Here is a 21,797-nt window from a genome sequence, read left to right on the forward strand (position 1 = left end):
ATGCCGGGTGCGCGCTGCACCCGCGGTCTCGTGTGCAAAGATGCACGAAAGAAACGCACACGAGCATACAGGTTCAGCGGAAACACTCCGGCATTCCCCGCGCAATGGCTTTACGGCTTATGCCGTGCTCTCCCCGGCGACGAATTCCTCTTGTCACCGTCGCTGCCGGCTTGATGGCTGTTCCGATCCGGTTGGATCGATCTCGCCACCGACAGCTTGACACCAGCAACGGGTGTCGGGACCACACGGTTTTGCCGTACGCAGCCACCTACGCCAAAGGTTTCGACGGGATTGGTACCCGTCCGCCGAAGCTTTAGCGAAGGCGGATTCAGCGCCGTTCGTCTGCGCGCCGGTTGATCGCTCACGAGAGACTCGCCCCGCGATCGCCTTGCGCGCCGACGCTGCCGCGTCCACCGCATCCCCTCCCGCGTTCGTGACGACGCGCGACCGCCCCTCTTGCCGGGAAAGGACGGGGCGAGCTGGTAGCGCTGATTTGCCCGACGGGACAAGCTGAATATTTTCTTAAGCAGGGCTGGACAGCTTTTTTTGATTTGCCCGTCGGGCAGGCTTTGCACGACGTTCGACCACGGGCACACCCCGAAAGCCAGAAAATCTGCCTACCTTTTTACCTCTCTTTCACGAATCGCCCGTAAAAGCACCGTGCCGAGGCCGCCGCATCCCTGCATCAGAGATGACGCCGTGTCTTCGCTCCACGCATCCGAGGTCGCGAATGGCCGAGGAGCGACCATCAAGCTGACAGAGATCAGCGGCCGCTCAAACTCATCCACTCACCTTGCGGAATTGCCGTGCCAGTTCAGGATTTTCTCAACCAGCGAGCGGTGAACGTCGTGGTCAGCGGAAGCTACACGCTTCCGAACTGGTATGACCCGCAGGGCAAGCTTCGCACCTTTGCCTGCCGCACCACGCGCGTGTCGCCGTTCCGGATGATTGTCGACGTCCCCGTGGTCGGCAAGATCGGCGACCGTCTCACCTCCTACTTTCGAGACTTCGGCAAATTCGAAGGCAGCATCAGTGACACGATGCAGGGCAGCTTCCTGCTCGAGCTGGAGATGACCCGCGCCAGGCGCGAGAAGCTCTCCGACATGCTGACCTGGATTGAGAAGAAGCAGAAAGATTCGACGATTCTTGATGGCAGAAGGCATGCGCGCATCGTCCCGCCGCATCCGCATTCCATGCTGACGCTGGCGGATGGATCGATCCATCCCTGCTTCATCATCGATGCCTCGGCCTCCGGCATTGCGGTATCGGCCGCGGTGCAGCCGCCCGTTGGCATGCCGCTCGCGGTCGGCGCGTGCATCGGCCGCGTCGTTCGGCTGCTGCCTGACGGGATCGCGGTCAAGTTCATCGAGCCGCAGAACGTCCGGAATCTCGACCGCCTGATCGCGAGAGCGGCTCCGGTACAACCGGCAGCCACCCCCGACCTGTCCGAGCCGGCCGTTTCGGCAGCATGAGTGGGGCGCACCGTCTTGCACCGTCATTGCGAGCGCAGCGAAGCAATCCATAGCGCGGCATAACGGATAGATGGATTGCTTCGTCGCTATCGCTCCTCGCAATGACGGCTGAAATCTACAAATCCACCACCACGTAATCGCTCTCGACCGATACCGCCAACGTTTCCGCGACATACGGCCCCTTCACCACGGCTGACCCCGGCTCGACATTGACCGGATAGGCCTTCGCGCGAAAGCGTTTGGGGTCGCAATAGGATTGTCCGGTGCGGATATCGAATTCCCAGCCGTGCCAGGGGCAGCGGAGGATCTCGCCGAGCCGCGTATATTCGATCTCGCCGGGGTCGGAGGATTGCGCGAGCCCGATCAAGGGGCCTTCGCACAGCGCTGCGCCCTGATGCGGGCAGCGGTTCAACAGGCCGAAGAACTCGCCCTTGATATTGAAGATCGCGATTGGCCGCTCATCGATGGTGAGGAATTTTCGCGTGCCCGGCGGCAGCTCGTCCACCGGGGCAATGACATGGCGAACCATCAAGAAATCCCGTACAGCTTCTTCGCATTGCCGAGATAGAACGCTTCACGGTTGGCGTCGCTGACGCCGGCCGGCAGCACGCGCGACGGGTCGTCATAGTCCCAATGCGGGTAGTCGGTCGCGAACAGTAATTTGTCCCAGCCGATCCACTCGATCAGCTCGAACAGATGGTCGCGCCGCTCCGGGTCTTCCATCGGCTGCGTGGTCCACCAGATGTGGTCACGGATATATTCCGACGGCTTGCGCTTGAGATGCGGCACTTCGCTGTGCAGCCGCTCAAAATTCCTGTCCAGCCGCCACGCCAGCGACGGCGCCCAGCCGAAACCGGCTTCGATCATGACCATTTTCAGTTTTGGATAGCGCTCGAACACGCCTTCCAGCACGATGCTGGCCAGCGCGGTCTGCTGGCACTGCGAATGGCCGACCATCTCTTCGATATAATAGCTCGGCCAGCCCGATGCGGTGATCGGATTGCCGCCGAAGCCAAAGGCGTGCACGCCGACTGGAAGGCCAATCTCTTGCGCGGCTTCGTAGATCGGCCAATAGCGGCGCTGGCCGAGCGGCTCGACATTGCGGCTCAAGAGCAGCACCTGGACGAAATTCTTGTCCCCCGCGCGCTTGCGGATTTCGGCGGCCGCGGCCCGGCCGTCTTCATTGGCGACCACAATCGAACCCTTCAGCCGCGAATCCCTGGCTGTCCATTTCTCGATCTGCCAGTCGTTGATCGCTGTCGCCAGCGCCGCGGCGAGGTCCTGGTTGCGCAAGCCCTGCCCGGTTTGGAGCGGATTAAGGACGCCGAGCGCAACATTATTCGGATCGAGAAGCTGCTTCTGCATGAAGGACAGCGACGAGCCCTGCGGGCCGCCTTCCGGCGGATAGGCGTCGCGGCGAGACGCATTCGGCTGCGCCTTCGGATAGGGCGGGCCTTCCATCATGCCCTGATAGGCGTGCTTGCCGTAGGTCTGGAGATGTTCGTGCCAGCGTTTTGCCAGATACGGGTACAGCTCGGTCGGCATCGCGCGGGCCGGATGAATGTCGCAATCGGCGATCGCGGTCTTGACGCTGGCGGCGGGCGCCTGCTCCGGACGGTCGCGGAACTGGATGTTCATGGCGTCGTCTCCTTGATCGCTGGCTGCTTGAGGCGGCCGTAAGTCGCGAGCGGATTATCGATCATGATCTTGCGCACAAGATCTGGCGAAATCCCGTCCGGCAGCACCTTGTCGCCATCGAATTGCCAGTGCGGATAGTCGGTCGAGAATAGGAGCAATTCGTCCGACTGCATATGGTCGAACAGGCGATTTAGCGTGGTCGGGTCCGGCGGCGCGTCGACCGGCTGCAGCGAGAAGCGGATGTTGCTACGCACAATTTCCAGCGGTGCGCGGTCGACCCAGGGCGTCTCCATCCGAACCCCGCGCCAGAATTTATGCAGCCGCCACAGATAGGCCGGCAGCCAGGTGAAGCCCGATTCCAGCATCACCATCTTGAGGTTCGGGTGCCGCGCGAACACGCCCTCGACGATCAGGCTGGTCAATTGGGTCTGGAACGCCTGCGCCTGGGCGACGTAATCCTCGATGTGATAAGAGCCCCAGCCGACCGAACTCGGCGGGTTGTGATAATTGCTGCCGGCGTGGACGCCGATCGGCAGACCCAGCCGCTCGGCCGCGGCATAGATCGGCCAGTAGGCGCGCTTGCCCAAGGGGTTGTCGCCCATGACCAGCATCAGCACCTGGACAAAGCGCTTGTCTTTGGCGCAGCGCTCGATCTCTGCCACCGATTTTTCGATGCTCTGCACGGGGATCACGATCGAGCCGCGCAGGCGCGCGTCCTTGTCGAGCCATTCCTTCACCAGCCAGTCGTTCAGCGCGCGGCAGAACGCATCCGCCATATCCTCGCTGAACACCATCTGCACGCCGTACAGCGGATTGCAGATGCCAAAGCTCACGCGATACGGGTCGAGCGCCTGCCGCTTCATGTCCTCGAGGCTCGATCCCGGCTTGCCCTGCGCGGGCCGCCAGTCCGGCCGCGCCGAGATCGGCGAATTGACCGGATAGGATTGCGAGATCAGGTCGGTCATGCCGCGCGTCGTCACCTGGTCGCGCCAGTAATCGTTCATATACGGCAGCAGGCTGGTGAGATGCGGCACGGCGGGATGCAGATCGCAATCCACGCCACCCGCGATCGGTGCGGTCATGATGTTTCCTCGTTTGGCCACGCACTCACGGCATCTTGCAGGCCGCGCCGCCTGGTTCTTGCAGCGCATTCAAGCAGGCTCGCCCCCGCGCCGCAACTCGGCAAACGCGGCCCTCATGTGCTAGGACAACATGGCGACAGGACAATTTGGGCGCTGGGGAGCATTTCATGATTCGGACTGGATTAGCCGTTGTTGCGACCGCCGCGCTGCTGACCGGAATTGCGGGCGCCCAGCAGCAAGCGCCGCCCGCCGCACCGCCCCCGGTCGATTTCTCCAAGGTCGAAATCAAGACCACCGACCTCGGCGACGGCGTCTATATGCTCGAAGGCCAGATGCTTGGAAGTATTGGCGGCAACATCACCGTGGCGACCGCGCAAGACGGCATCATCATGGTCGATAGCGAGTTCGCGCCGCTGCATGACAAGATCAAGGCCGCGATTGCCGTGATCTCGAACCTGCCGGTCAAATACCTGATCAACACGCATTTTCACGGCGATCACACCGGCGGCAACGAGCCCTTCGCCAGGGATGGCGCCCTCGTCGTCTCCGAAGTCAACGTCAAGACCCGGCTCGCCGCCGGGACCACCAACGGCCTGACCGCCGCCAGGACGCCGCCGGCATCGGCCGGCGCGCTGCCTGGGAAGACCTATACCGGCGCGTTCAAGATCCGGATGAACGGCCGCGTCGCCGACCTCAAGCACATCGCCAACGCCCATACCGACGGCGACACCTATGTCTGGTTCAAGACCGCCAACGTGCTGTCGACCGGCGACACCTTCACCAACGGCCGCTATCCCAATATCGACTTCGCCAATGGCGGCAACATCAAGGGGATGATCGCGGCCACGGACGCCTATCTCAAGCTGACCAACGCCAGGAGCCGGATCGTGCCCGGCCACGGCCCGATCGCCGACAAGGCCGCGCTTAAGGAGTACCGCACCATGCTGGTCACCGCGCGCGACCGGATGGCGGAGCTGGTGAAGGACGGCAAGAGCGAGGACGACGCGGTGGCGGCAAAGCCGTTCGCCGATCTCGATGCCAAATGGGCGCCGACCGAACTAGCCAGCAAAAATTTCATTCGCGTGGTCTATCATTCGCTCGCCGACAAGCCTGCCGCCGAGAAGAAACCCTTGCTGAAACGAATCCTGCACCGGAGTTGAGATGAAAGAGCTGGTTACGATCGCCGAGAAAATCGCCGCCAAACTAATCGAGCGGAAACAGACCATCGCGGTTGCGGAATCCTCGACCGGCGGGCTGATTTCGGCTGCCCTCCTCGCAGTGCCCGGCGCATCCGCTTATTTCCTCGGCGGCGGCGTGATCTACACCCGCGACGCGCGGCGGATCCTGATGGACATTCCCGACGACGCCATGAAGGGCATCCGCTCGGCGTCCGAGGCTTACGCAAAACTGCTCGCCAGCCAGATGCGGCAACGCTTCGCCACCGACTGGGGCCTGTCGGAAACCGGTGCAACCGGGCCGACCGGCAACCGCTACGGCGACGCCGCCGGCCATAGCTGCATCGCGGTGGCAGGGCCGAACGACGCGGTGATCACGCTGGAAACCGGCAGCGCGGACAGGCAGGCGAATATGCAGAGCTTTGCGAGCGCGGCGTTGAATTTGCTGCTGCAGAATTTGTCGCGGTGAAGGGCGCATCGTAGAGCTGTCATGCCCCGCGCATGCGGGGCATCCAGTACGCCGCGGCTTATCGGCTCCATCGCTGACGTCTCTGGAATACTGGATCACCCGCATGCGCGGGTGATGACGACTGAAGGTGTGGCGCCATCGAACGCATCATCCGGCTTCGCGTCCCCGCGCCGGGATACGCCCGGGGTTGTGCAAAAATCTTCCGGCTAATCCGCCTAAAGTCTAGCGCAGTTCCCGGCATCGATTGGAACCGTCAACGAAGCTACGCGTTGCTGCGCAAAGGCCTGCTGCGGCCTGTCTCAGACGGGGGTTGTTGCGGAGGAAACGCTCATGGCAACACCCGGTGTTCACACCACCTCCCTCAGCCCATCCGAGCATCAGGTTCAGCTTCGCCGCGCCGTGGTTGCGTCCACCATCGGCACCGCGATCGAATGGTATGATTTCTTCCTCTACAGCACCGTCACCGGCCTGGTTTTCGCAAAACTGTTCTTCCCGCATTCCGACCCCTGGGTCGGCACGCTGGAGGCGTTCGCGATCTACGCGGTCGGCTTCATCGCGCGCCCGATCGGCGCCGCCATTTTCGGGCATTACGGCGACCGCATCGGCCGCAAGGCAACCCTGATCGCGACATTGCTGTTGATGGGACTGGCCACAGCCGCGGTGGCGATCGTTCCGACCTACGAGAGCATCGGCATCTGGGGCGCGGTGCTCCTGACCGCCCTGCGATTCATCCAGGGCGTCGGTGTCGGCGGCGAATGGGGTGGCTCGGTCCTGATGTCGATGGAATGGGCGCGCGACGACCGGTCGCGCGGACTGATCGCGTCATGGCCGCAATTCGGCGTGCCGTGCGGACTGTTCCTTGCCAACCTCGCGGTGCTGGCGTTCAGCCAGATGTCGGGGGAGCAGTTCCTGAGCTGGGGCTGGCGTATCCCGTTCGCGCTCAGCCTCATCCTGGTCGGCGTCGGCCTCTACATCCGGCTCGGCATCCTGGAAACCCCGGTGTTCGCCCGACTGCTGGCCGAGAACAAGGTCGAGCGCACGCCGATGCTGGCAGTGATCAAACAGTACCCCCGAGAGATCCTGCTCTCCGCATTTGCGCGCATGGCCGAGCAGGCGCCATTCTACATCTTCACCGCGTTCATCTTTTCCTACGGCATCGGCACCCTGCACGTGTCGCGCGACTTCCTGCTGACCGCGGTGATGTCGGCCTCGGTGCTGTCGTTTGTCGCAATTCCCCTGTCCGGTCATCTGTCCGACCAGATCGGCCGCAAGAACATGTACATGATCGGGGCGGCGGCAACAGGCGTATTCGGCTTCATCTATTTCGCGATGGTGAATACCGGATCGGAAGCGATCATGTTCCTGGCGATCTTCGTTTCCCTGATTCCGCACGACATGATGTACGGACCGCAGGCGGCGCTGATTGCCGAAAGCTTCACCGGACGGCTGCGCTACAGCGGCTCGTCGCTCGGCTACCAGCTGGCATCGATCATCGCCGGCGGCCCGGCGCCGCTGATCGCAACCTGGTTGTTCGGGTCGTTTCATTCGGCAACCGCGATCGCGGTCTACATTGCGATATGCGCCGTCATCACGCTGATCGCGACCGCGCTGATGACCGACTACACCGGGAAAGATATCAGCGGGGCGGGCGTGTACGGACAGCGGGATTGAGGCAACCGGCCAGGAGAGATCATCATGAAAAAATGGCGGAAAGAATCGGTGCTCGATTTGTACAATCTGGTGCTGGCGATGTTCCTGTTCATGTCGCCATCGCCATCGCAGGTGTCCGGGACGCACTAAAACCCGCAGCGAGAATTCTCAACCGGCGTTCCGACTCCCGGTTTAGTACGGGGTCGGGTTCCCTCTGAACTGGCATGATATTCGCATTTTTGATTGCACCGGACGCTTCCTTCCCTGGAGATCAAATGGGTGAAGTCATAAAGTTCCCGAAACCTGATCGCGACCGCAACGAGGCGCGCCTTATTGAGGAGGCCCGCGCGATATACGAGAGCGTGTTTCCGACGGAAAAGGGCCCCGCCGGCGGGCCGCAGGACGCGCCCGCACCGGCCTAGCTGCCTCGTTCGGATCGGCGGGCTCGCAAGCGGCCGGTTCCCGTCGTTGGCGAATGCGCCGCCTTCGCGTTGAAGGGCGCGCGCCTCTCATCGACTCGTCGACACGCCCGGCATGATTTGCCGAAGCGGTTCCGGCCCGACCGAGATCTGACCGGTGAACGGCCGGTCATGCGCGGCGATCAGCAGCACCGAGGCGGCCACGCCGGTCGCGAACAGCATAAGCGCAATCCCGGATGCCAGCCGGTTATCGCAGTGAATGAGAGCGATCGCGAGCAACTCGCAGATCGCCTGCAGGTACAGGCACCACCATTTGACCGGATTGACTTCCGCCTGGCTGATGATGATCCGTTGCCTGCGCGCGTCCAGCGCGGTCCCCAGGGCGCCAATTATTTCCCGCTGCGCGGTCTGCTGGCCGACGCCTGACGGCGTCATCTCGACCACGAGCTGCAGCGCCTCGGCAAGGGCTGCGGGAGACGCCCGCAGCGAGGCGGTTTGGCGCGCCATCATCGGCCACTCCACCGTGACCGCCTGCTCGATGTAACCACGAACGAGGTCCCGCAACCGACCCTCCTGCTCCGCCGGCAGGCCGGCGCCGAGCAGCGTGACGGCGCGGAGCGCGCTGGCTTCGCGGCTTACCGCCGCAGCGGCGCGGTCATTGTCACCCCAGACCTGTGCCGCGGTGAAAGCGACGAACAGGCCGAAGATGATGCCCAGCACCGGCAGCATGCCGGGAGAAATCGCCTTGAACGACTTCGCCCGCGCGTCGGTCGCGAGCGCGCCAATGGCGGCGAACATGGCCAGGGCGAGCAGATAGGTGAAGCCGAAGATCGCCAGCGCCATCAACGGCACCGGCAAATTGTGTAACCAGTCGCTCATTGCGGCCCCCCGCTGCCGTGTCTGGATTCCCGCGCACCGACAGGCCACACTGTCGGGCTGTAGTCAACGAGAGGAAACTCCATGCGTATTGCGGTTGTCGGCGCGGGCGGCGTCGGAGGCGGATTTGGCGCGGCACTGGCCAAGGCGGGCGCCGACGTCACCTTCATCGCGCGCGGCGCCCATCTGGCCGCCATGAAGAGCGCGGGCTTGAAGGTCCAGGGCGGCCGCGGCGAGACCCATCTGGTGCCGACCCATGCCACCGACGATCCCGCCGGAATCGGCAAGGTCGATATCGTGCTGTTCTGCGTCAAGCTGTGGGACGTCGAAAGCGCAGGCGTTGCCATCAAGCCGCTGATCGGACCCGACACCGCGGTGATCCCGCTGCAGAACGGCATCGACGCGGCCGAGCGGCTGATCCCGATTCTCGGGAGCAACGCCGTGATGGGCGGCGTGGCGCAGATCTCTGCGTCGATCATCGCCCCCGGTACGATCCAGCAGGTCGGCACCTTCATGCGCATGATTTTTGGCGAGCTCGACGGCAAGCGCAGCAAGCGGGCCGAGGATTTTCTGGCGCTTTGTCAGAAAGCCGGGTTCGATGCGGTCCTGAGCGAACAGATCCTCACCGATCTCTGGATGAAGTTCGTCCTGCTCGCCACCAACGCCAGCATCACGGCGCTGGCGCGCCAGCCGATCGGCAAGCTGCGCGACGACCCGGAGATCCGTCCGGTTTTCATCGCCGCCCACCAGGAAGTGATCGACGTCGGCCGCGCCAGGGGCGTGGCGCTGCCGCCCAATGCGCTCGACATCATTCTCGAATTCAACAGCCATGCGCCGCCCACCATGAAAGCGTCGATGGCGCTCGATCTCGAGCGCGGCAACCGGCTGGAGCTGCCCTGGCTCGGCGGCAAGGTCGCCGAACTCGGCCACAAGCTCGGCGTCCCGACGCCAACCCACAGCCTGATGTATGCGATGCTGAAGCCCTACATCATGGGTGCGCCCGGCTGACCGCTGCGGCCTTGCTCAACAAAGCGCACAAATTCCCGAGCTTACAGCAACGCCGCAGCCTCCTGCTCCACATCGTATGGAAATATCCATCCTGCCGCCGACATCCATTTGCCCATTCGCCGGTTTCGTTCCGATACATCCTCGTTCTCGGATCGATAGAATCTGCCGGCTTCGCGCGAGGCGGCTTGTACCCGGCTGGTGTGCCCGAGTCGCAATTTTTCGTACGCCTTCAGTCGCGCAGGAACGTCTGCCGGCTTTGCATTTTCGAGCAGAACGGCCAGCGCAAAGCCGTCTTCGATCGCTTGTCCGGCGCCCTGGCCAAAATGCGGCACCATCGCGTGCGCGGCGTCACCGAGAAGCGTGGTGCGCGCCGTCGACCAGTACGGCAATGGTGCACGATCATAGACACCCCAACGAAACGTTTCATCGAGCGCCCCGATTGTTTCCAGCACGGGAGCGTCCCAGCCGATATACTCGGCAGCCAACGCCTTCAGATCGCCCGGCGCAGTCCAGGTCTCTTCGGATTCAAGATCGCTTGGTACGAACGCGACCATGTTGATCAGGCGCCCCCGTGCAACCGGAAAGCACAGGAAGCTGCGCCTCGAACCCATCCACATCTTCAATCCGCGAAGATCTTTCGCCCATGAAAGTCTCTCGGAGCGGATCAAACCTCTGTAGGCCATAATCCCTTCACTCGTCGGATTGGTGGTCAGGCCGACCTCGCGCTGTACGATCGAATGGATACCATCCGCTCCAATGACGATGTCCGCATCTGCGGTGACGCCATTTGCGAAGGCAAGCCCTACGCCGCGGTCGGTTTCCCTGATTCCGGTACAATGATGACCAAAGCGGACGGCACCTGCCGCCTGCGCGTCATTGAGCATATCCAGTAGTTCAACTCGATGGACGTGGTAGCTCGGACTATCGGCAGAAGCAGGCGGCGTCGGAACGGGCTCTCCGCGCGAAGTCCACAATGAAAGGCCCACGCTCCTGGTGCCAATATTCTCGATGCGATCGCGAAGCCCGATGCGCATGAGCAGGCGTGCTGCATTTGGCTGGATCGAAATCCCGGCTCCGACCTCATGGGGCGAGTGAGCCTGTTCGAAGACCGTCACGTTCAAGCCACGCGCCCGTAGCGCAAGGGCAGCGGCCAGGCCACCGATCCCGGCTCCCACGATGGCAATTTGAAGTTTGTCCGTCATTGCATCCGTCCAGGGCGCCCAGCGTCGCTGCCGTTGTCGATCCCTCGGCTCGCTTCGGACAAGGCGCTCAGTTGCCAGCGGGAAAGCTGAGGATGTCGCCGAACAGCACCCATTTGGAGCCGTCGAACCGCGCCATGCTGGCCTGCCGCCATGCAACACGTCTGTTCGGGGAAACATTTATCTTCACGCCGGGAAGGAACAGCGGCAGTTGCAGATCATGGATGCTGATCGCCTGCTTCAGCAGATTTTCGCGAGAGAGATCATCACCGCAATTTTTCAACACTACGACGATCATTTGGGCGCTGGAATATGCAAGGATAGAATCTTCAACCAGTTCTCCCGGCGCCCACTGCGTCATGAAGGCCCGGTACTCCTTCATGTCCCTGTCGTCATCCCATCTCGGATCTTCGGACGACTTCAGCCAGACGGACGTCAGCGCGCCCGTCGAGGCCTCGAGTCCCGCGGCTCGAAGAATCGTTGAAATGCCGCTGACACCGTTAAGTAGCACATGCTGAACCTTCCACCCAAGCTCGTGGACTTTGCGGATCAACTGAGCGGCGAACCGTCCATTGGATGCATGAAACAGCGTGTCGGCGCCCGAGGCTTTCAGTGCCACAACCTGCGAGTCGATCGTCGGCTCCGTCACATCGTAAGCCGCCTCCTTCACGATCATGGTCGCGGCCTTTGCGCCAAGCGCAGCCTTGAAACCCGCTAGATTGCCCTTGCCGAGGTCGTCGTTCTGATAGATCACCGCCACCCTCGCATCGGGCTTCGATTGCAGCAAATATTCCGCATACGTCCTGGTTTCGACCAACTGGGACACACTGAACGTCGTTGTCCAGGGCAGGTTCTCAGGATCGTCGAGCTTCGGCGTACTCGCGAGCAGCAGGACTTGCGGCACGCCCTTGCTGTTGAGATATTTCGACGTGGCGAGGCTTGTCGGCGTTCCAATTGACCCCATGACAGCAAGAACCTCGTCGCTTTCCACCAGCTTGCGCGTTTGTTCGACCGTCTTGGGCGGCGAGAATGCGTCGTCGAGCGAAATCAAGGTGACCTTACGACCATTGATGCCACCGGACGCATTGACCTTCCTTAGATAGGCCACTTCAACGCGGCCAAAAATGCCAAGCGACGAGAGCGGGCCGCTATAGGGCGCGGTCTGCCCGATCTTGATCTCCGTGTCGGTAACGCCCGGACCGTACGCCTTTTGCGCTATTGCGCCGGATGAAACGCCGACCGCAAGCGGGATCGCCGCAGCCGCGAGGATCATTGAAAGCTTCATCATGTAAGCCCTATAGTCCCTGAGTTTTCGAGGCCCTGAACGCAGCACGGGGCCTCGAACGCTAATGAACGATATTGCGGAGCGCGTCCCGAAATCTTTCCGAAATTTTCCGAAAGCAACCTTGGCGGCCAAACTTTATGAAGCCATCCCGGCAGATGATTGCGATCGGAAACCATGCGGTGGATTTCTCCCGCGAGGCGCTGATCGACCAGAGCGGCTCCATTGTTCCGCTACGCCCGCGGGCCTGGATGGTGCTCAGGTTTCTCGCTCTTCATGCCGGGCGGTTGGTCGGCAAGGACGAACTTATGGACGAGGTCTGGGCCGATTGCGAGGTTACCGAAGACTCTCTCGTTCAGGCGGTTGGAGACGTTCGCCGGGCGCTGGGCAAGGCTGGGCGAACGGCGCTGCGCACCTTGCCACGCCGTGGCTACATGCTCGTCACAACCGAGAGCCGACCCGGAATTGTTCCCCAAAACACGCTGACGAGCATTGGCGATCGCCTGGACGCCAAGGCCGCGAAGCGCTTTGTCGGGCGAGAGAGCGAACTCGCGCTGCTTCGCCGGGCGATTTCGCCGGACCCGCCAAGCACGGCGCTCTTCTTCGTGCACGGCCCAGGCGGCATCGGCAAGACCACCCTGGTGGAACGTCTGCGTGCCGAGGCAGCAGTCGAAGGGATCATCTTTGTCAGGATCGACGCCACAGGCGTGTCCGCCGAGCCAAGCGTCATACTGGCTGCCTTGGCTAACGCCCTTGGTCTGAGTGAAGCCGCCGCCACGATCGAACAACTGGTAGCGGGGTTTTCACGCCGCAGCGTGCTGGTCGTCGATTCGTTTGAAGCCCTGGAGCCGATCAGCGGCTGGGTACGCGACACACTGCTGCGAGCGCTGCCTTCGCATGTCACCGTGCTATTGGCCGGTCGCCAGGCGCCTGACACACGCTGGACCGCGCACCCGCTTTGGTGCGACGCCATGCACTGTATCGGCCTGGATTCGCTGTCACGGGCGGAATCGACTCGTCTGCTGGATGTTCATGGCGTTGCCGCAGACGCGCATTCGGCGGTGCTCGACCTCTGCCATGGGCATCCGTTGGCGTTGCTACTGGTTGCCGACGAAGTGCGGCGGCTTGGCCGAGTCCCGTCGGGATTAAGCCCGGATCTCGTACGGGCGCTGACCAAGCGTTGCGTCGCGCAGGCGCCGACGGCGCTGCACCGTACCGCGCTTGAGGCCTGTGCTCGAACGCGCACCACGACGGTCTCCTTGCTGTCCGAAGTGGTTGACGCGGCGAGTGCGGTCATGCTGTTCGAGTGGCTCGCGGAACAGAGCTACGTCAGTTCAGGTCCCGAGGGACTTTGGCCACACGAGCTTGTGCGTGACGCCATTGACGAAGAGCTGCGTTGGCGAGACCCGAAAAGTTCGCGCAGGCTCCAGCACGCAGTTAATCGACACTTGATTCGGCAGCTGCAAACAGGCCTGAGCATCTCGCACACCATATTGGAGTTGCAATACCTTGAACGCCGTTCGCCGGTGATGCAGCGCTTCTTCGATTTTTCCGCGCTGGGGACCATCTCGGTCAAGCCTGCGACCGCGGCTGATGCGAGCGGCATCGCGCGCCTGCGGGATGCCGGGCTGCCGCCCGGCGAACGAGCGCTGTTCGATCACTGGCGTCACCACGGTGCAACGCGAACGTTGACGGCGCACCGCCATGGCGATGAGTTGTGTGGCGTGACCCAGATCCTGAGGCTCGACGGGTTGGACGATCTCAGCGCGGCCGCCGATCCGGTTGTCTGCGCCGTGCGGCAGGCGCTGGGTAACGCGCTGGCGGATGGGTCTACATCTTTGATGTCCAGGTTCACTGTGCCGGAGGGCGAGCGGCGTGGACTGAACCCTGCGATGAACGCCCTGCAGATAAGCCATTTTATGCTTTGGGCCACCGAACCGGGTTTACGGTTCTATGTGGTGGTTGCGCTCCACCCCGATCATTTCGCGCCGCTGCTGGAGGGCAGCCGCTTCCAGCGCCTCGCCGGTTGCGACCGTGTCTTCGACGGGACGCCAGTCGGCTGTTTTGTACATGATTGGCAGGTTGAACCCTGGACAGAGTGGCGTGATCGGTTAATCGATCTCTCAGTTGTCGTAGCGTAGGACCGGGGAACCACAGAGTTAGCCAGCAGCGCCGGGCCCGGGCCGATCGTACCTGACAAAGTCCGTTGTTCGCACGAACGCTCACATCTCCTGAAACGCTGAACTTCCGAGCCTTACATCAAGGGTACGGCTGGCTGAGGGTTTCGGACGGTTGGATTGAGCGTCGTGCAGGACTATGATGTGCCGTAGTGTATCCAGGACCGCATCCATGCAGCAGCCATTCGACCGCGCCGCCGAGGATCTCGGCAACTCGATCCATCTCGAACACGTCAACGTCACGGTACCCGATCAGCGGCTGGCGACCTTGTTCTATGTCGCCGGCCTCGGGCTGACCCGCGATCCCTATCTGATGGTGTCCGACACCAATATGTGGGTCAATGTCGGCCGCAGCCAGTTTCACCTGCCGAACGGCGGCCCGCAGGTGCTTCGCGGCCATACCGCCCTCGTCATCTCGGGCCGGCAGGCCCTGCTCGACCGGCTCGCGTCCGTTGCGAAGAAGTTAGAGGGTACTTCATTCGCGTTCAGCGAGCACAACGATTACGTCGAGGCGGTTTGTCCCTGGGGCAATCGCCTGCGCTGCTATGAGCCGGACACCGCGCGCTTCGGGCGCATCACGCTTGGCATCCCCTATGTCGAGTTCGACGTGCCGCCCGGGACCACGCAAGGCATTTGCGCCTTCTATCCGGAGTTCATGGGAATTGCGACCGAACTGAAGAACGGCGACGGCACGGTCGCACGCGCCAAGGTGGGCAAGGACCAGTATCTGCAATTCCGCGAGACCGACCGCGTGCTGCCGGAATACGACGGCCACCATGTGCAGATCTACATCACCAACTTCTCCGGCCCTTATCGCAAACTCAGGGATCGCGGCCTGGTCTCGCAAGAGGACAACCAGTACCAATACCGCTTTCGCGACATCGTCGATCCCGCCAGCGGCAAACACCTGTTCACGGTCGAGCACGAAGTGCGCAGCGCCACGCACCCGATGTACCTGCGGCCGCTGATCAACCGCAATCCGGCAGAGACCAACCGCACTTACGCCGCCGGCCACGAGCAATGGGCGTGGGCGATGGGACCGGACCAGTACGACGAGCGATAGTAAGCTCGTCGTCCCTGCGAAGGCAGGGCCCCATAACCACCGATGCTCGTCGGTTAAAGAAGCCGTCTACCCATGTGCCCTTTTCGCGGGCCGCGGCGTATGGGTCTCCGCTTTCGCGGGGACGACACGATAAACTCACTTCTCCCGGAACGCGCGCATGAACTGGTCGCTGAGCGGCTTCAGCAGGTACGAGAACATGGTGCGGTCGCCGGTCTGCACGAAGGCTTCCACCGGCATGCCGGGGATGATCTTGTTGTCGCCAAGGCGGGCGACCTCTTCCGGCGGCATCGAGACGCGGATGGTGTAGTAGCTTTGCCCGGTGCGCTGGTCGGTGGTGACGTCGGCGGAGACGCGGGTGACGACGCCGTTGAGTTCCGGCGTGGTGCGCTGGTTGAAGGCCGACAGCCGCAGCAGCGTCTTCTGGCCGATCTGCAGCTTGTCGATATCCTGCGGATTGACCTTGGCCTCGACCGAAAGGGCATCCGCCTGCGGCACGATCATCATGATGGCGTCGCCGGCGGTGATGACGCCGCCGACGGTATGGACCGTCGACTGCAGCACCATGCCGTCCTGCGGGGCGCGGATGTCGATGCGGCGGAGTTGATCTTCGGCGGTGACCTTGCGTTCGACGAACTCGCCGATCTTGTCGTTGGTCTCACGCAAATCCTTGGAGACCTCGCTGACCATGTCCTTGTCGACCTGGATGATCTGCAGCTCGGTCTCGGTGATCTTGCCCTTGGCCTGGGCGCGCGAGGAGATGTACTGCGCGCGCTCGCCCGACAGCCGGGCCTGGTCGCGCTCCAGCGTGGTCAGCCGCGATAATTGCACGAGGTGCTGGTCGTAAAGCTGGCGGACGCCGACCAGCTCCTTCTCGACCAGCGCGATTTCCTTGTCTTTCGCCTGCTCCTGCGCGGTGAGGCCCGCGATTTCCTCGTTCAGCTGCGTGACCCGCTCGCGCAATTGCGCCTTTTGTCCGGTCCGCCCAAAGACGCGAACCTCGAACAATTTGGTTTCGCTGGCCATCACATCCCTGACGTCAGGGTCGTCGGCGCGATCGGTCAGCGCCGTCGGAAACTGGACCTTGTCGAGGCCGCGCTGCTCGGCCTCGAGCCGCGCGGCGCGCGCCCACAGACCGTTGAGCGTCTTGACCACGATCGCAAGGCTCGCCTTGACGACGGTCTCGTCGAGACGCACCACGATATCGCCGGCCTTGACCAGGTCACCGTCGCGCACGCGGACTTCGCCGACCACGCCGCCGGTCGGGTGCTGGACTTTCTTGACGTTGGAATCGACCACCACCGATCCCGGCGCGATCAGCGCGCCGGATATCTGCACGGTCGATGCCCAGCCGCCGAAGCCGCCGGCGAGAACGAGCACGGCGACCAGCCCCACGATCAGATGCGCCCGTATTGAGCGGCGGGCGCCGCGCAGTTCTGCGGTCATGATTTAGCTCCCGCATCGGACACGATCTTGATCGGCGTCGGCGGCGCGACGCGCTGCAGCACCTGGCCGAGAACAGTCTCCTTCGGCCCGAACGCCTGCATGCGGCCGTCTTTCAGGACCAGCAGCTGGTCGACCGCCTCGATGCCGACCGGCCGGTGCGCCACCACCACCACGATGGCGCCGCGCTCGCGCGCGCCGCGAACGGCGCGGGTCAGCGCCTCGTCGCCTTCACTGTCGAGATTGGAGTTCGGCTCGTCGAGCACGATCAGGAACGGATTGCCGTACAGCGCCCGTGCCAGCGCCACGCGCTGGGCCTGGCCGGCCGACAGCGAGGTGCCCTGCTCGCCGATCTGGGTGTCGTAGCCGTCCCGCATCTTGATGATCATCTCATGGACGCCGGCCTCCTTGGCGGCCGAGATGATCGATTCAGACTTGGCGTCCGGATCGAAGCGGCAAATGTTCTGGGCGATCGATCCGCCGAACAATTCGACATCCTGCGGCAGATAGCCGACATAGCGGCCGAGCACGTCGGACGACCACTGATCGAGCGCGGCGCCATCGAGCCGCACCTTGCCGCGGAACGGCATCCAGACCCCGACCAGCGCGCGCACCAGCGACGACTTGCCCGATCCGCTGGGCCCGATGACACCGACACCGCTGCCGGCCTCTATCGCAAAGGTGACGTCCTGGACGATCACCCGCTGATCGCCCGGCGGCACGATGCTGACGCCCTCGACCGACAGCCGCTTGGACGGGCTCTGCAGCAGGGTCTGGGTGTTCGACGCCGGCATCTGCTCGAGCAGCCGGGTGAGGCGGTGCCAGCTCTGGCGCGCGGCGACAAAACCCTTCCAGTGCGCGATCGCCAGATCGACCGGCGCCAGCGCCCGGGCCGAGAGGATCGAGCCGGCGATGATGATGCCGCCGGTCGCTTCCTGGTGGATCACGAGATAGGCGCCGACCGCGAGGACCGATGATTGCAACATCATGCGCAGCACCTTGGCGATCGCGCCGAGGCCACCTGCGACGTCGCTGGCGCGCTGGTTGCCCGCCAGATAGTTTTCGTTGGCCTCGCCCCAGCGCTTGCCCAGCCGCCCGGACATGCCCATCGCGACCAGCACTTCGGCATTACGGCGGCTGGTAGCCGCCAGATCGTTGCGCCGCGCCGCAAGGCTCATCGCCTCCTTGGCCGGCCGGCGCGACATGAATTCGGTGATCAGGGTCAGCGTCACCAGAATGACGGCGCCGATCAGCGCGGTTAGCCCGAGCAGCCAGTGGAACGCAAAGCAGATCGCCAGATAGAACGGCAGCCAGGGCAGATCGAAGAACGCGCCCGGGCCCATGCTGCCGAGGAACGACCTGACATTGTCGAGATCGCGCAGCGGCTGCAGGCCCTCATTGCGGCCGCCGACCAGCAGGGGCAGGCGCACCACGGTCTCGAACACGCGGGCGTTGATGGCCTCATCGAGCGAGGTGCCGATGCGCCCGAGAATTCGTCCCCGGAGCAGGTCCAGAAAGCCCTGGGCGGCGTAGAGGCCGGCGGCCAGCACGACGAGGCCGACCAGGGTCGGCACGCTCCGGCTCGGCAGCACCCGGTCATAGACCTCCAGCATGAAAATCGAGCCGGTCAGGTACAGCAGATTGATCATGCAACTCATGACGCCGACGCCGATGAACGCGGCGCGGCAGGCGCGCAACGCTTCACCGAGTTCGGATCGCCGGACGCCGGGAGCGGCTGCCATTAATTCGGATCTCTTCAAAAGGAAAAAGGAATGGACGACGCGATCGTTTTACCGATCTTTATGGCGACCGTCTATTGAAGTCGCGTTAACCTGAATACAGTTCATCGCCGCAACCCTGGCGGGGACAGGAAGAGGTGAGGCTTTAAGTCTTTTGTCTGATGCGATTTCTTCGCGCGACCCGGCCGCCGCCCCGGATCGATCGCCGGGCGGGCTTTCGCTAAAAAGCCGATACTAGGGTTAACCCTGTGCGGGTGCGGTTTGTGAGGCGGGTTCGGCCTTCGGAAACGGCACCAGGATCACCGACATCGAGACCCGGCCGATTTCGCCATTGACGTCGAGCAGCACGCCGCTCCCGGTTCCGATCCCGGCGGCCGGTCGCCATCTGGTTTGCGCGCGAACGCCCACCCATGCTCCGACCGGCGGCCTGAACAACTGGACCGTCAGGTTGGGATTGGGGTCCGCCACCACGTTCTGGAATGGCCGCGCGATGCCGTGGGTCCAGTCGGCCGGCCCGAGAACGCCGGCAAGCGGGCCGGCGCCTTCGGTGATCGGATGGTGCAGCCGGAACCAGGCGGCGTCATCGCTGGCGCGCGCTTCCATCGCGTCCATGAACCAGGACCGGCCGTGCACGGCGTGCGGGCTGCGCAGCGGAAACTGCAAGGGATCCACCGGCTCGCTGGCATGATCGCCAGATCCGGGGACCTCGACCGCGCGTTCGCGCGAGAGCGTCAGGCGGACGGTGGCGCAGGGCTGGTCCTCGCCATCGGGCCACAGCGTGTTGTCGATCACGCTGACCCGGCCGCCTTCGCTCACGACCGAAAGCTGCGTTCGCAAATCCGTCATCGGCGTCGGCCGCAGGAACCACGCCGTCGCGCTAACCGCCGTACCCCAGTTGCGGACGGCGGCCAGCGCCTCGACCTCGGCCGTCAGCAGGCTCGCGACCGCCCCGCCCTGCAACCCCGCAAACGGCCCACCGGCCAGCGCCGAGGGCCGCCAGCGATTGGGGCTGCCGAGGGGTTCGAAGATCGGAGACATCGGGCGAGACATCCTTAAGGTGAGAAATATTGAGCGATCGGCTAGTCTGTACGAACACGAAAGCGGCCACAAAAGGGATTCCATCACCTCAGATGAATAAAATTCATCCGGAAATTCATCTGGTACAAACATCAGCCCCGTCGCGGCCGGCGATCCCGCCCTTGACCGCGCTGCTGGCGTTCGAGCGCGCCGCCGCGCAACTGAGTTTTCGCCGCGCCGCGCGCGACCTGTCGCTCAGCCCGTCCGCGATCAGCCATCAGATCCGCGGACTGGAGGCCCAGTTCGGCGTCAAACTGTTCGTGCGCGGCGCGCGTACGGTGCGCTTGACCGCCGACGGCGAGCGCTATTTCGCAAAAGTTTCGGTGGCGCTGGCGGCGCTGCAGGACGCCAGCCGCGACTTGCTGCGGCAGCGCCGCGACATCGGCAGCGAACTCTGGATCAGCGCGCTGCCGTTCTTCACCTCGACCGTGCTGATCCCGGCCCTGCCCGACTTCAGGCGGCGCCATCCCGAACTGACGCTGCGTATCGAAGCTACCCATCAATATGCCGACTTCAACGCCTCGCGCGTCGACGTCGCTGTCCGCTATGGCCGCGAACATTCGACCGGGTTGAAATTCGAGCCGCTGGTCGCGGTCAAGGGATTGCCGGTCTGCGCGCCGGCGCTGGTCAAGGCCGGCCTGCGCAGCCCCGAGGATCTGTCGCGCCAGGTGCTGATCCATATCACGACGCAACCGCGGGCGTGGCCGGCCTGGCTGAAAGAGGCCGGGCTGCCGCATCTCGAGCCGCGCGGCCATCTCTGGCTCGACAGCGTGCCGGCGATGCTGGAAGCCGCCGAGCACGGGCTCGGCGTTACCCTCGCGATGGCGCCGTTGATCAAGGCGCGGCCGGGCTTTGGTAAAAAACTGGTCGCGCCGTTTGCGTTCGAGCCCGCGCACAGCGAGACGATCTTTCTGGTGTCCCGCACCGAGCAGGCGCGGGACCGGCGAATTGCCGCGGTCCGGCGCTGGATAGCGGAAGCCGTCGGCCGCGTGAAAGCGTGACGCGCGCTACATTCGGCCGCGGACCAGCCGCACGATCAGCAGCAATACGATGGCGCCGATCTCCGATATCAGGCCGGTGCCAAGACCCTCATTCTGCGTCGGCCAGCACGACCTGGTTGCGTCCCTGTTGCTTCGCGCGGTAGAGCGCGGCGTCCGCCTCGTTCAACCATGCTCCTATCGATTTGCCGTCACAGTGCGATAGCAACGCCACCCCAGCACTGATGGTCACGACATTGTCTACGGGACCGCAATCGTGCGGGATCGCCAATTGCTCGACTGCCTTCCGGTAGCGCTCGGCCGCCACTAATCCGGCGTCGAGAGACTGTTCGGGCAACAGGATCAGAAATTCCTCGCCGCCGTAGCGATAGACCTGGTCGCCGCTCCGGGCCGTGTTCATGAGCGCCCGCGCCACGGCCTGGAGCACTTCATCGCCGGCGAGATGACCCTTGCTGTCGTTATAGGCCTTGAAAAAATCGACGTCGCACATGACGGCGCAACAGGTGTGGCCATAACGATCCGCCCTCGCGTTGATGTTTTCGAGATCCTCGCTCAGCTTGAGCCGGCTGCCGAGTTGGGTCAGCGGGTCGGTACGCGACTGCTCGAACAGCTGACGATTGAGCCGCTCCAGTTGCGCCGACTGCCGGGATAATTGCCGGTGCAGCGATGTGACGCGCATCGCGACGAGCAGCCGCATCTTCAGCTCATTGATGTCGAGAGGTTTGACGAGATAATCGTCCGCGCCAGCCTGCATACCGCGCAGCACCTCCGCCTTGTTGTCGAGCACCGTCAGGAAGATGAAATAAGTATATGCGTCTCTCCCACACGCCCGGATTCGGCGGCACAATTCGATGCCATCCATTCCGGGCATCACGCGATCGCTAATGACGGCATCCACATCGACCGTCTCGAACAGCCGCCATGCCTCCTCACCGCCGGATGCTACGAGGCATTCATGGCCAAGCGATATTACCGCGGCTTTGAAAATCTGACGTGAGGCGGCGTTATCTTCCGCGACAAGAATTCGCATGGC

At 63.4% G+C, this 21,797-nt stretch carries 19 protein-coding genes; 9 read left to right on the plus strand and 10 right to left on the minus strand.

Annotated elements, in window-relative coordinates; translation table 11 throughout:
- Nucleotides 1-806 precede the first annotated feature (806 nt).
- On the plus strand, nucleotides 807-1,472 hold the full coding sequence (locus tag NL528_RS41605) for a PilZ domain-containing protein (RefSeq protein WP_309180127.1): 666 nt from the start codon (nucleotides 807-809) through the stop codon (nucleotides 1,470-1,472).
- Nucleotides 1,473-1,587: 115 nt separating this feature from the next.
- On the opposite strand, the gene NL528_RS41610 is transcribed toward NL528_RS41605, so the two are convergent.
- The 3 genes from NL528_RS41610 to NL528_RS41620 are packed head-to-tail and all read right to left on the minus strand — an operon-like array spanning nucleotide 1,588 to nucleotide 4,192.
- Nucleotides 1,588-2,001: a Rieske (2Fe-2S) protein gene (locus NL528_RS41610; RefSeq protein ID WP_309180128.1), complete on the minus strand. Its 414-nt coding sequence runs from the start codon at nucleotides 1,999-2,001 to the stop codon at nucleotides 1,588-1,590.
- Nucleotides 2,001-3,110 carry an amidohydrolase family protein gene (locus tag NL528_RS41615; protein WP_309180129.1) on the minus strand — a complete coding sequence of 370 codons (1,110 nt, stop codon included), beginning with the start codon at nucleotides 3,108-3,110 and terminating at the stop codon, nucleotides 2,001-2,003. The genes NL528_RS41610 and NL528_RS41615 overlap by 1 nt, the downstream gene beginning before the upstream one ends.
- On the minus strand, nucleotides 3,107-4,192 hold the full coding sequence (locus NL528_RS41620) for an amidohydrolase family protein (protein WP_309180130.1): 1,086 nt from the start codon (nucleotides 4,190-4,192) through the stop codon (nucleotides 3,107-3,109). Before NL528_RS41620 ends, NL528_RS41615 begins: the two co-directional genes overlap by 4 nt.
- Nucleotides 4,193-4,359: 167 nt before the next feature.
- Between NL528_RS41620 and NL528_RS41625 the strand changes: the two genes are divergently transcribed.
- The 4 genes from NL528_RS41625 (at nucleotide 4,360) to NL528_RS41640 (ending at nucleotide 7,908) form a co-directional block, all read left to right on the plus strand.
- The gene (locus tag NL528_RS41625) at nucleotides 4,360-5,352 is read left to right on the plus strand and encodes an MBL fold metallo-hydrolase (protein ID WP_309180131.1); all 993 of its coding nucleotides are present in this window, start codon (nucleotides 4,360-4,362) and stop codon (nucleotides 5,350-5,352) included.
- A 1-nt stretch (nucleotide 5,353) separates the two neighbouring features.
- A complete protein-coding gene (locus NL528_RS41630; protein WP_309180132.1) occupies nucleotides 5,354-5,836 on the plus strand; it encodes a CinA family protein in 483 nt (160 codons plus the stop codon).
- A 330-nt stretch (nucleotides 5,837-6,166) separates the two neighbouring features.
- Nucleotides 6,167-7,507, plus strand: coding sequence for an MFS transporter (locus NL528_RS41635; protein ID WP_309180134.1), 1,341 nt, complete (start codon nucleotides 6,167-6,169; stop codon nucleotides 7,505-7,507).
- 254 nt (nucleotides 7,508-7,761) lie between these two features.
- Nucleotides 7,762-7,908 (plus strand): hypothetical protein, encoded by a 147-nt coding sequence (locus tag NL528_RS41640; protein WP_309180135.1) that lies wholly within the window; start codon nucleotides 7,762-7,764, stop codon nucleotides 7,906-7,908.
- 87 nt (nucleotides 7,909-7,995) lie between these two features.
- Here NL528_RS41640 and NL528_RS41645 read toward each other — a convergent pair whose 3' ends face one another.
- Nucleotides 7,996-8,748 (minus strand): DUF4239 domain-containing protein, encoded by a 753-nt coding sequence (locus NL528_RS41645; protein ID WP_309180136.1) that lies wholly within the window; start codon nucleotides 8,746-8,748, stop codon nucleotides 7,996-7,998.
- Between the two features lie 117 nt (nucleotides 8,749-8,865).
- On the opposite strand from NL528_RS41645, the gene NL528_RS41650 reads away from it, so the two are divergent.
- On the plus strand, nucleotides 8,866-9,789 hold the full coding sequence (locus NL528_RS41650; RefSeq protein WP_309180137.1) for a 2-dehydropantoate 2-reductase: 924 nt from the start codon (nucleotides 8,866-8,868) through the stop codon (nucleotides 9,787-9,789).
- Between the two features lie 41 nt (nucleotides 9,790-9,830).
- Here the strand turns inward: NL528_RS41650 and NL528_RS41655 are convergent, their stop codons facing one another.
- Together NL528_RS41655 and NL528_RS41660 are read right to left on the minus strand one after the other, a co-directional pair.
- Complete coding sequence (locus tag NL528_RS41655) at nucleotides 9,831-10,991, minus strand: FAD-dependent monooxygenase (RefSeq protein ID WP_309180139.1); 1,161 nt, start codon at nucleotides 10,989-10,991, stop codon at nucleotides 9,831-9,833.
- A 67-nt stretch (nucleotides 10,992-11,058) separates the two neighbouring features.
- A complete protein-coding gene (locus NL528_RS41660) occupies nucleotides 11,059-12,276 on the minus strand; it encodes an ABC transporter substrate-binding protein (RefSeq protein ID WP_309180140.1) in 1,218 nt (405 codons plus the stop codon).
- A gap of 152 nt (nucleotides 12,277-12,428) precedes the next feature.
- Here NL528_RS41660 and NL528_RS41665 point away from each other — a divergent pair, with 152 nt between their 5' ends.
- Together NL528_RS41665 and NL528_RS41670 are read left to right on the plus strand one after the other, a co-directional pair.
- A complete protein-coding gene (locus NL528_RS41665; protein WP_309180141.1) occupies nucleotides 12,429-14,411 on the plus strand; it encodes an AAA family ATPase in 1,983 nt (660 codons plus the stop codon).
- Between the two features lie 208 nt (nucleotides 14,412-14,619).
- Complete coding sequence (locus NL528_RS41670; RefSeq protein WP_309180142.1) at nucleotides 14,620-15,510, plus strand: hypothetical protein; 891 nt, start codon at nucleotides 14,620-14,622, stop codon at nucleotides 15,508-15,510.
- Nucleotides 15,511-15,645: 135 nt separating this feature from the next.
- Here the strand turns inward: NL528_RS41670 and NL528_RS41675 are convergent, their stop codons facing one another.
- The 3 genes from NL528_RS41675 to NL528_RS41685 form a co-directional block, all read right to left on the minus strand.
- On the minus strand, nucleotides 15,646-16,953 hold the full coding sequence (locus tag NL528_RS41675; protein ID WP_309180143.1) for an HlyD family type I secretion periplasmic adaptor subunit: 1,308 nt from the start codon (nucleotides 16,951-16,953) through the stop codon (nucleotides 15,646-15,648).
- Nucleotides 16,950-18,692 carry a type I secretion system permease/ATPase gene (locus NL528_RS41680; RefSeq protein ID WP_309180144.1) on the minus strand — a complete coding sequence of 581 codons (1,743 nt, stop codon included), beginning with the start codon at nucleotides 18,690-18,692 and terminating at the stop codon, nucleotides 16,950-16,952. The genes NL528_RS41675 and NL528_RS41680 overlap by 4 nt, the downstream gene beginning before the upstream one ends.
- A 237-nt stretch (nucleotides 18,693-18,929) precedes the next feature.
- On the minus strand, nucleotides 18,930-19,727 hold the full coding sequence (locus NL528_RS41685; protein WP_309180145.1) for an acyl-CoA thioesterase domain-containing protein: 798 nt from the start codon (nucleotides 19,725-19,727) through the stop codon (nucleotides 18,930-18,932).
- A 92-nt stretch (nucleotides 19,728-19,819) separates the two neighbouring features.
- On the opposite strand from NL528_RS41685, the gene NL528_RS41690 reads away from it, so the two are divergent.
- The gene (locus tag NL528_RS41690; RefSeq protein WP_309180146.1) at nucleotides 19,820-20,767 is read left to right on the plus strand and encodes a LysR substrate-binding domain-containing protein; all 948 of its coding nucleotides are present in this window, start codon (nucleotides 19,820-19,822) and stop codon (nucleotides 20,765-20,767) included.
- Between the two features lie 88 nt (nucleotides 20,768-20,855).
- On the opposite strand, the gene NL528_RS41695 is transcribed toward NL528_RS41690, so the two are convergent.
- A complete protein-coding gene (locus NL528_RS41695) occupies nucleotides 20,856-21,794 on the minus strand; it encodes a diguanylate cyclase (RefSeq protein WP_309180147.1) in 939 nt (312 codons plus the stop codon).
- Nucleotides 21,795-21,797 lie beyond the last annotated feature (3 nt).

This window comes from Bradyrhizobium sp. Ash2021 (assembly GCF_031202265.1).
In the GTDB taxonomy this organism is placed as follows: domain Bacteria; phylum Pseudomonadota; class Alphaproteobacteria; order Rhizobiales; family Xanthobacteraceae; genus Bradyrhizobium.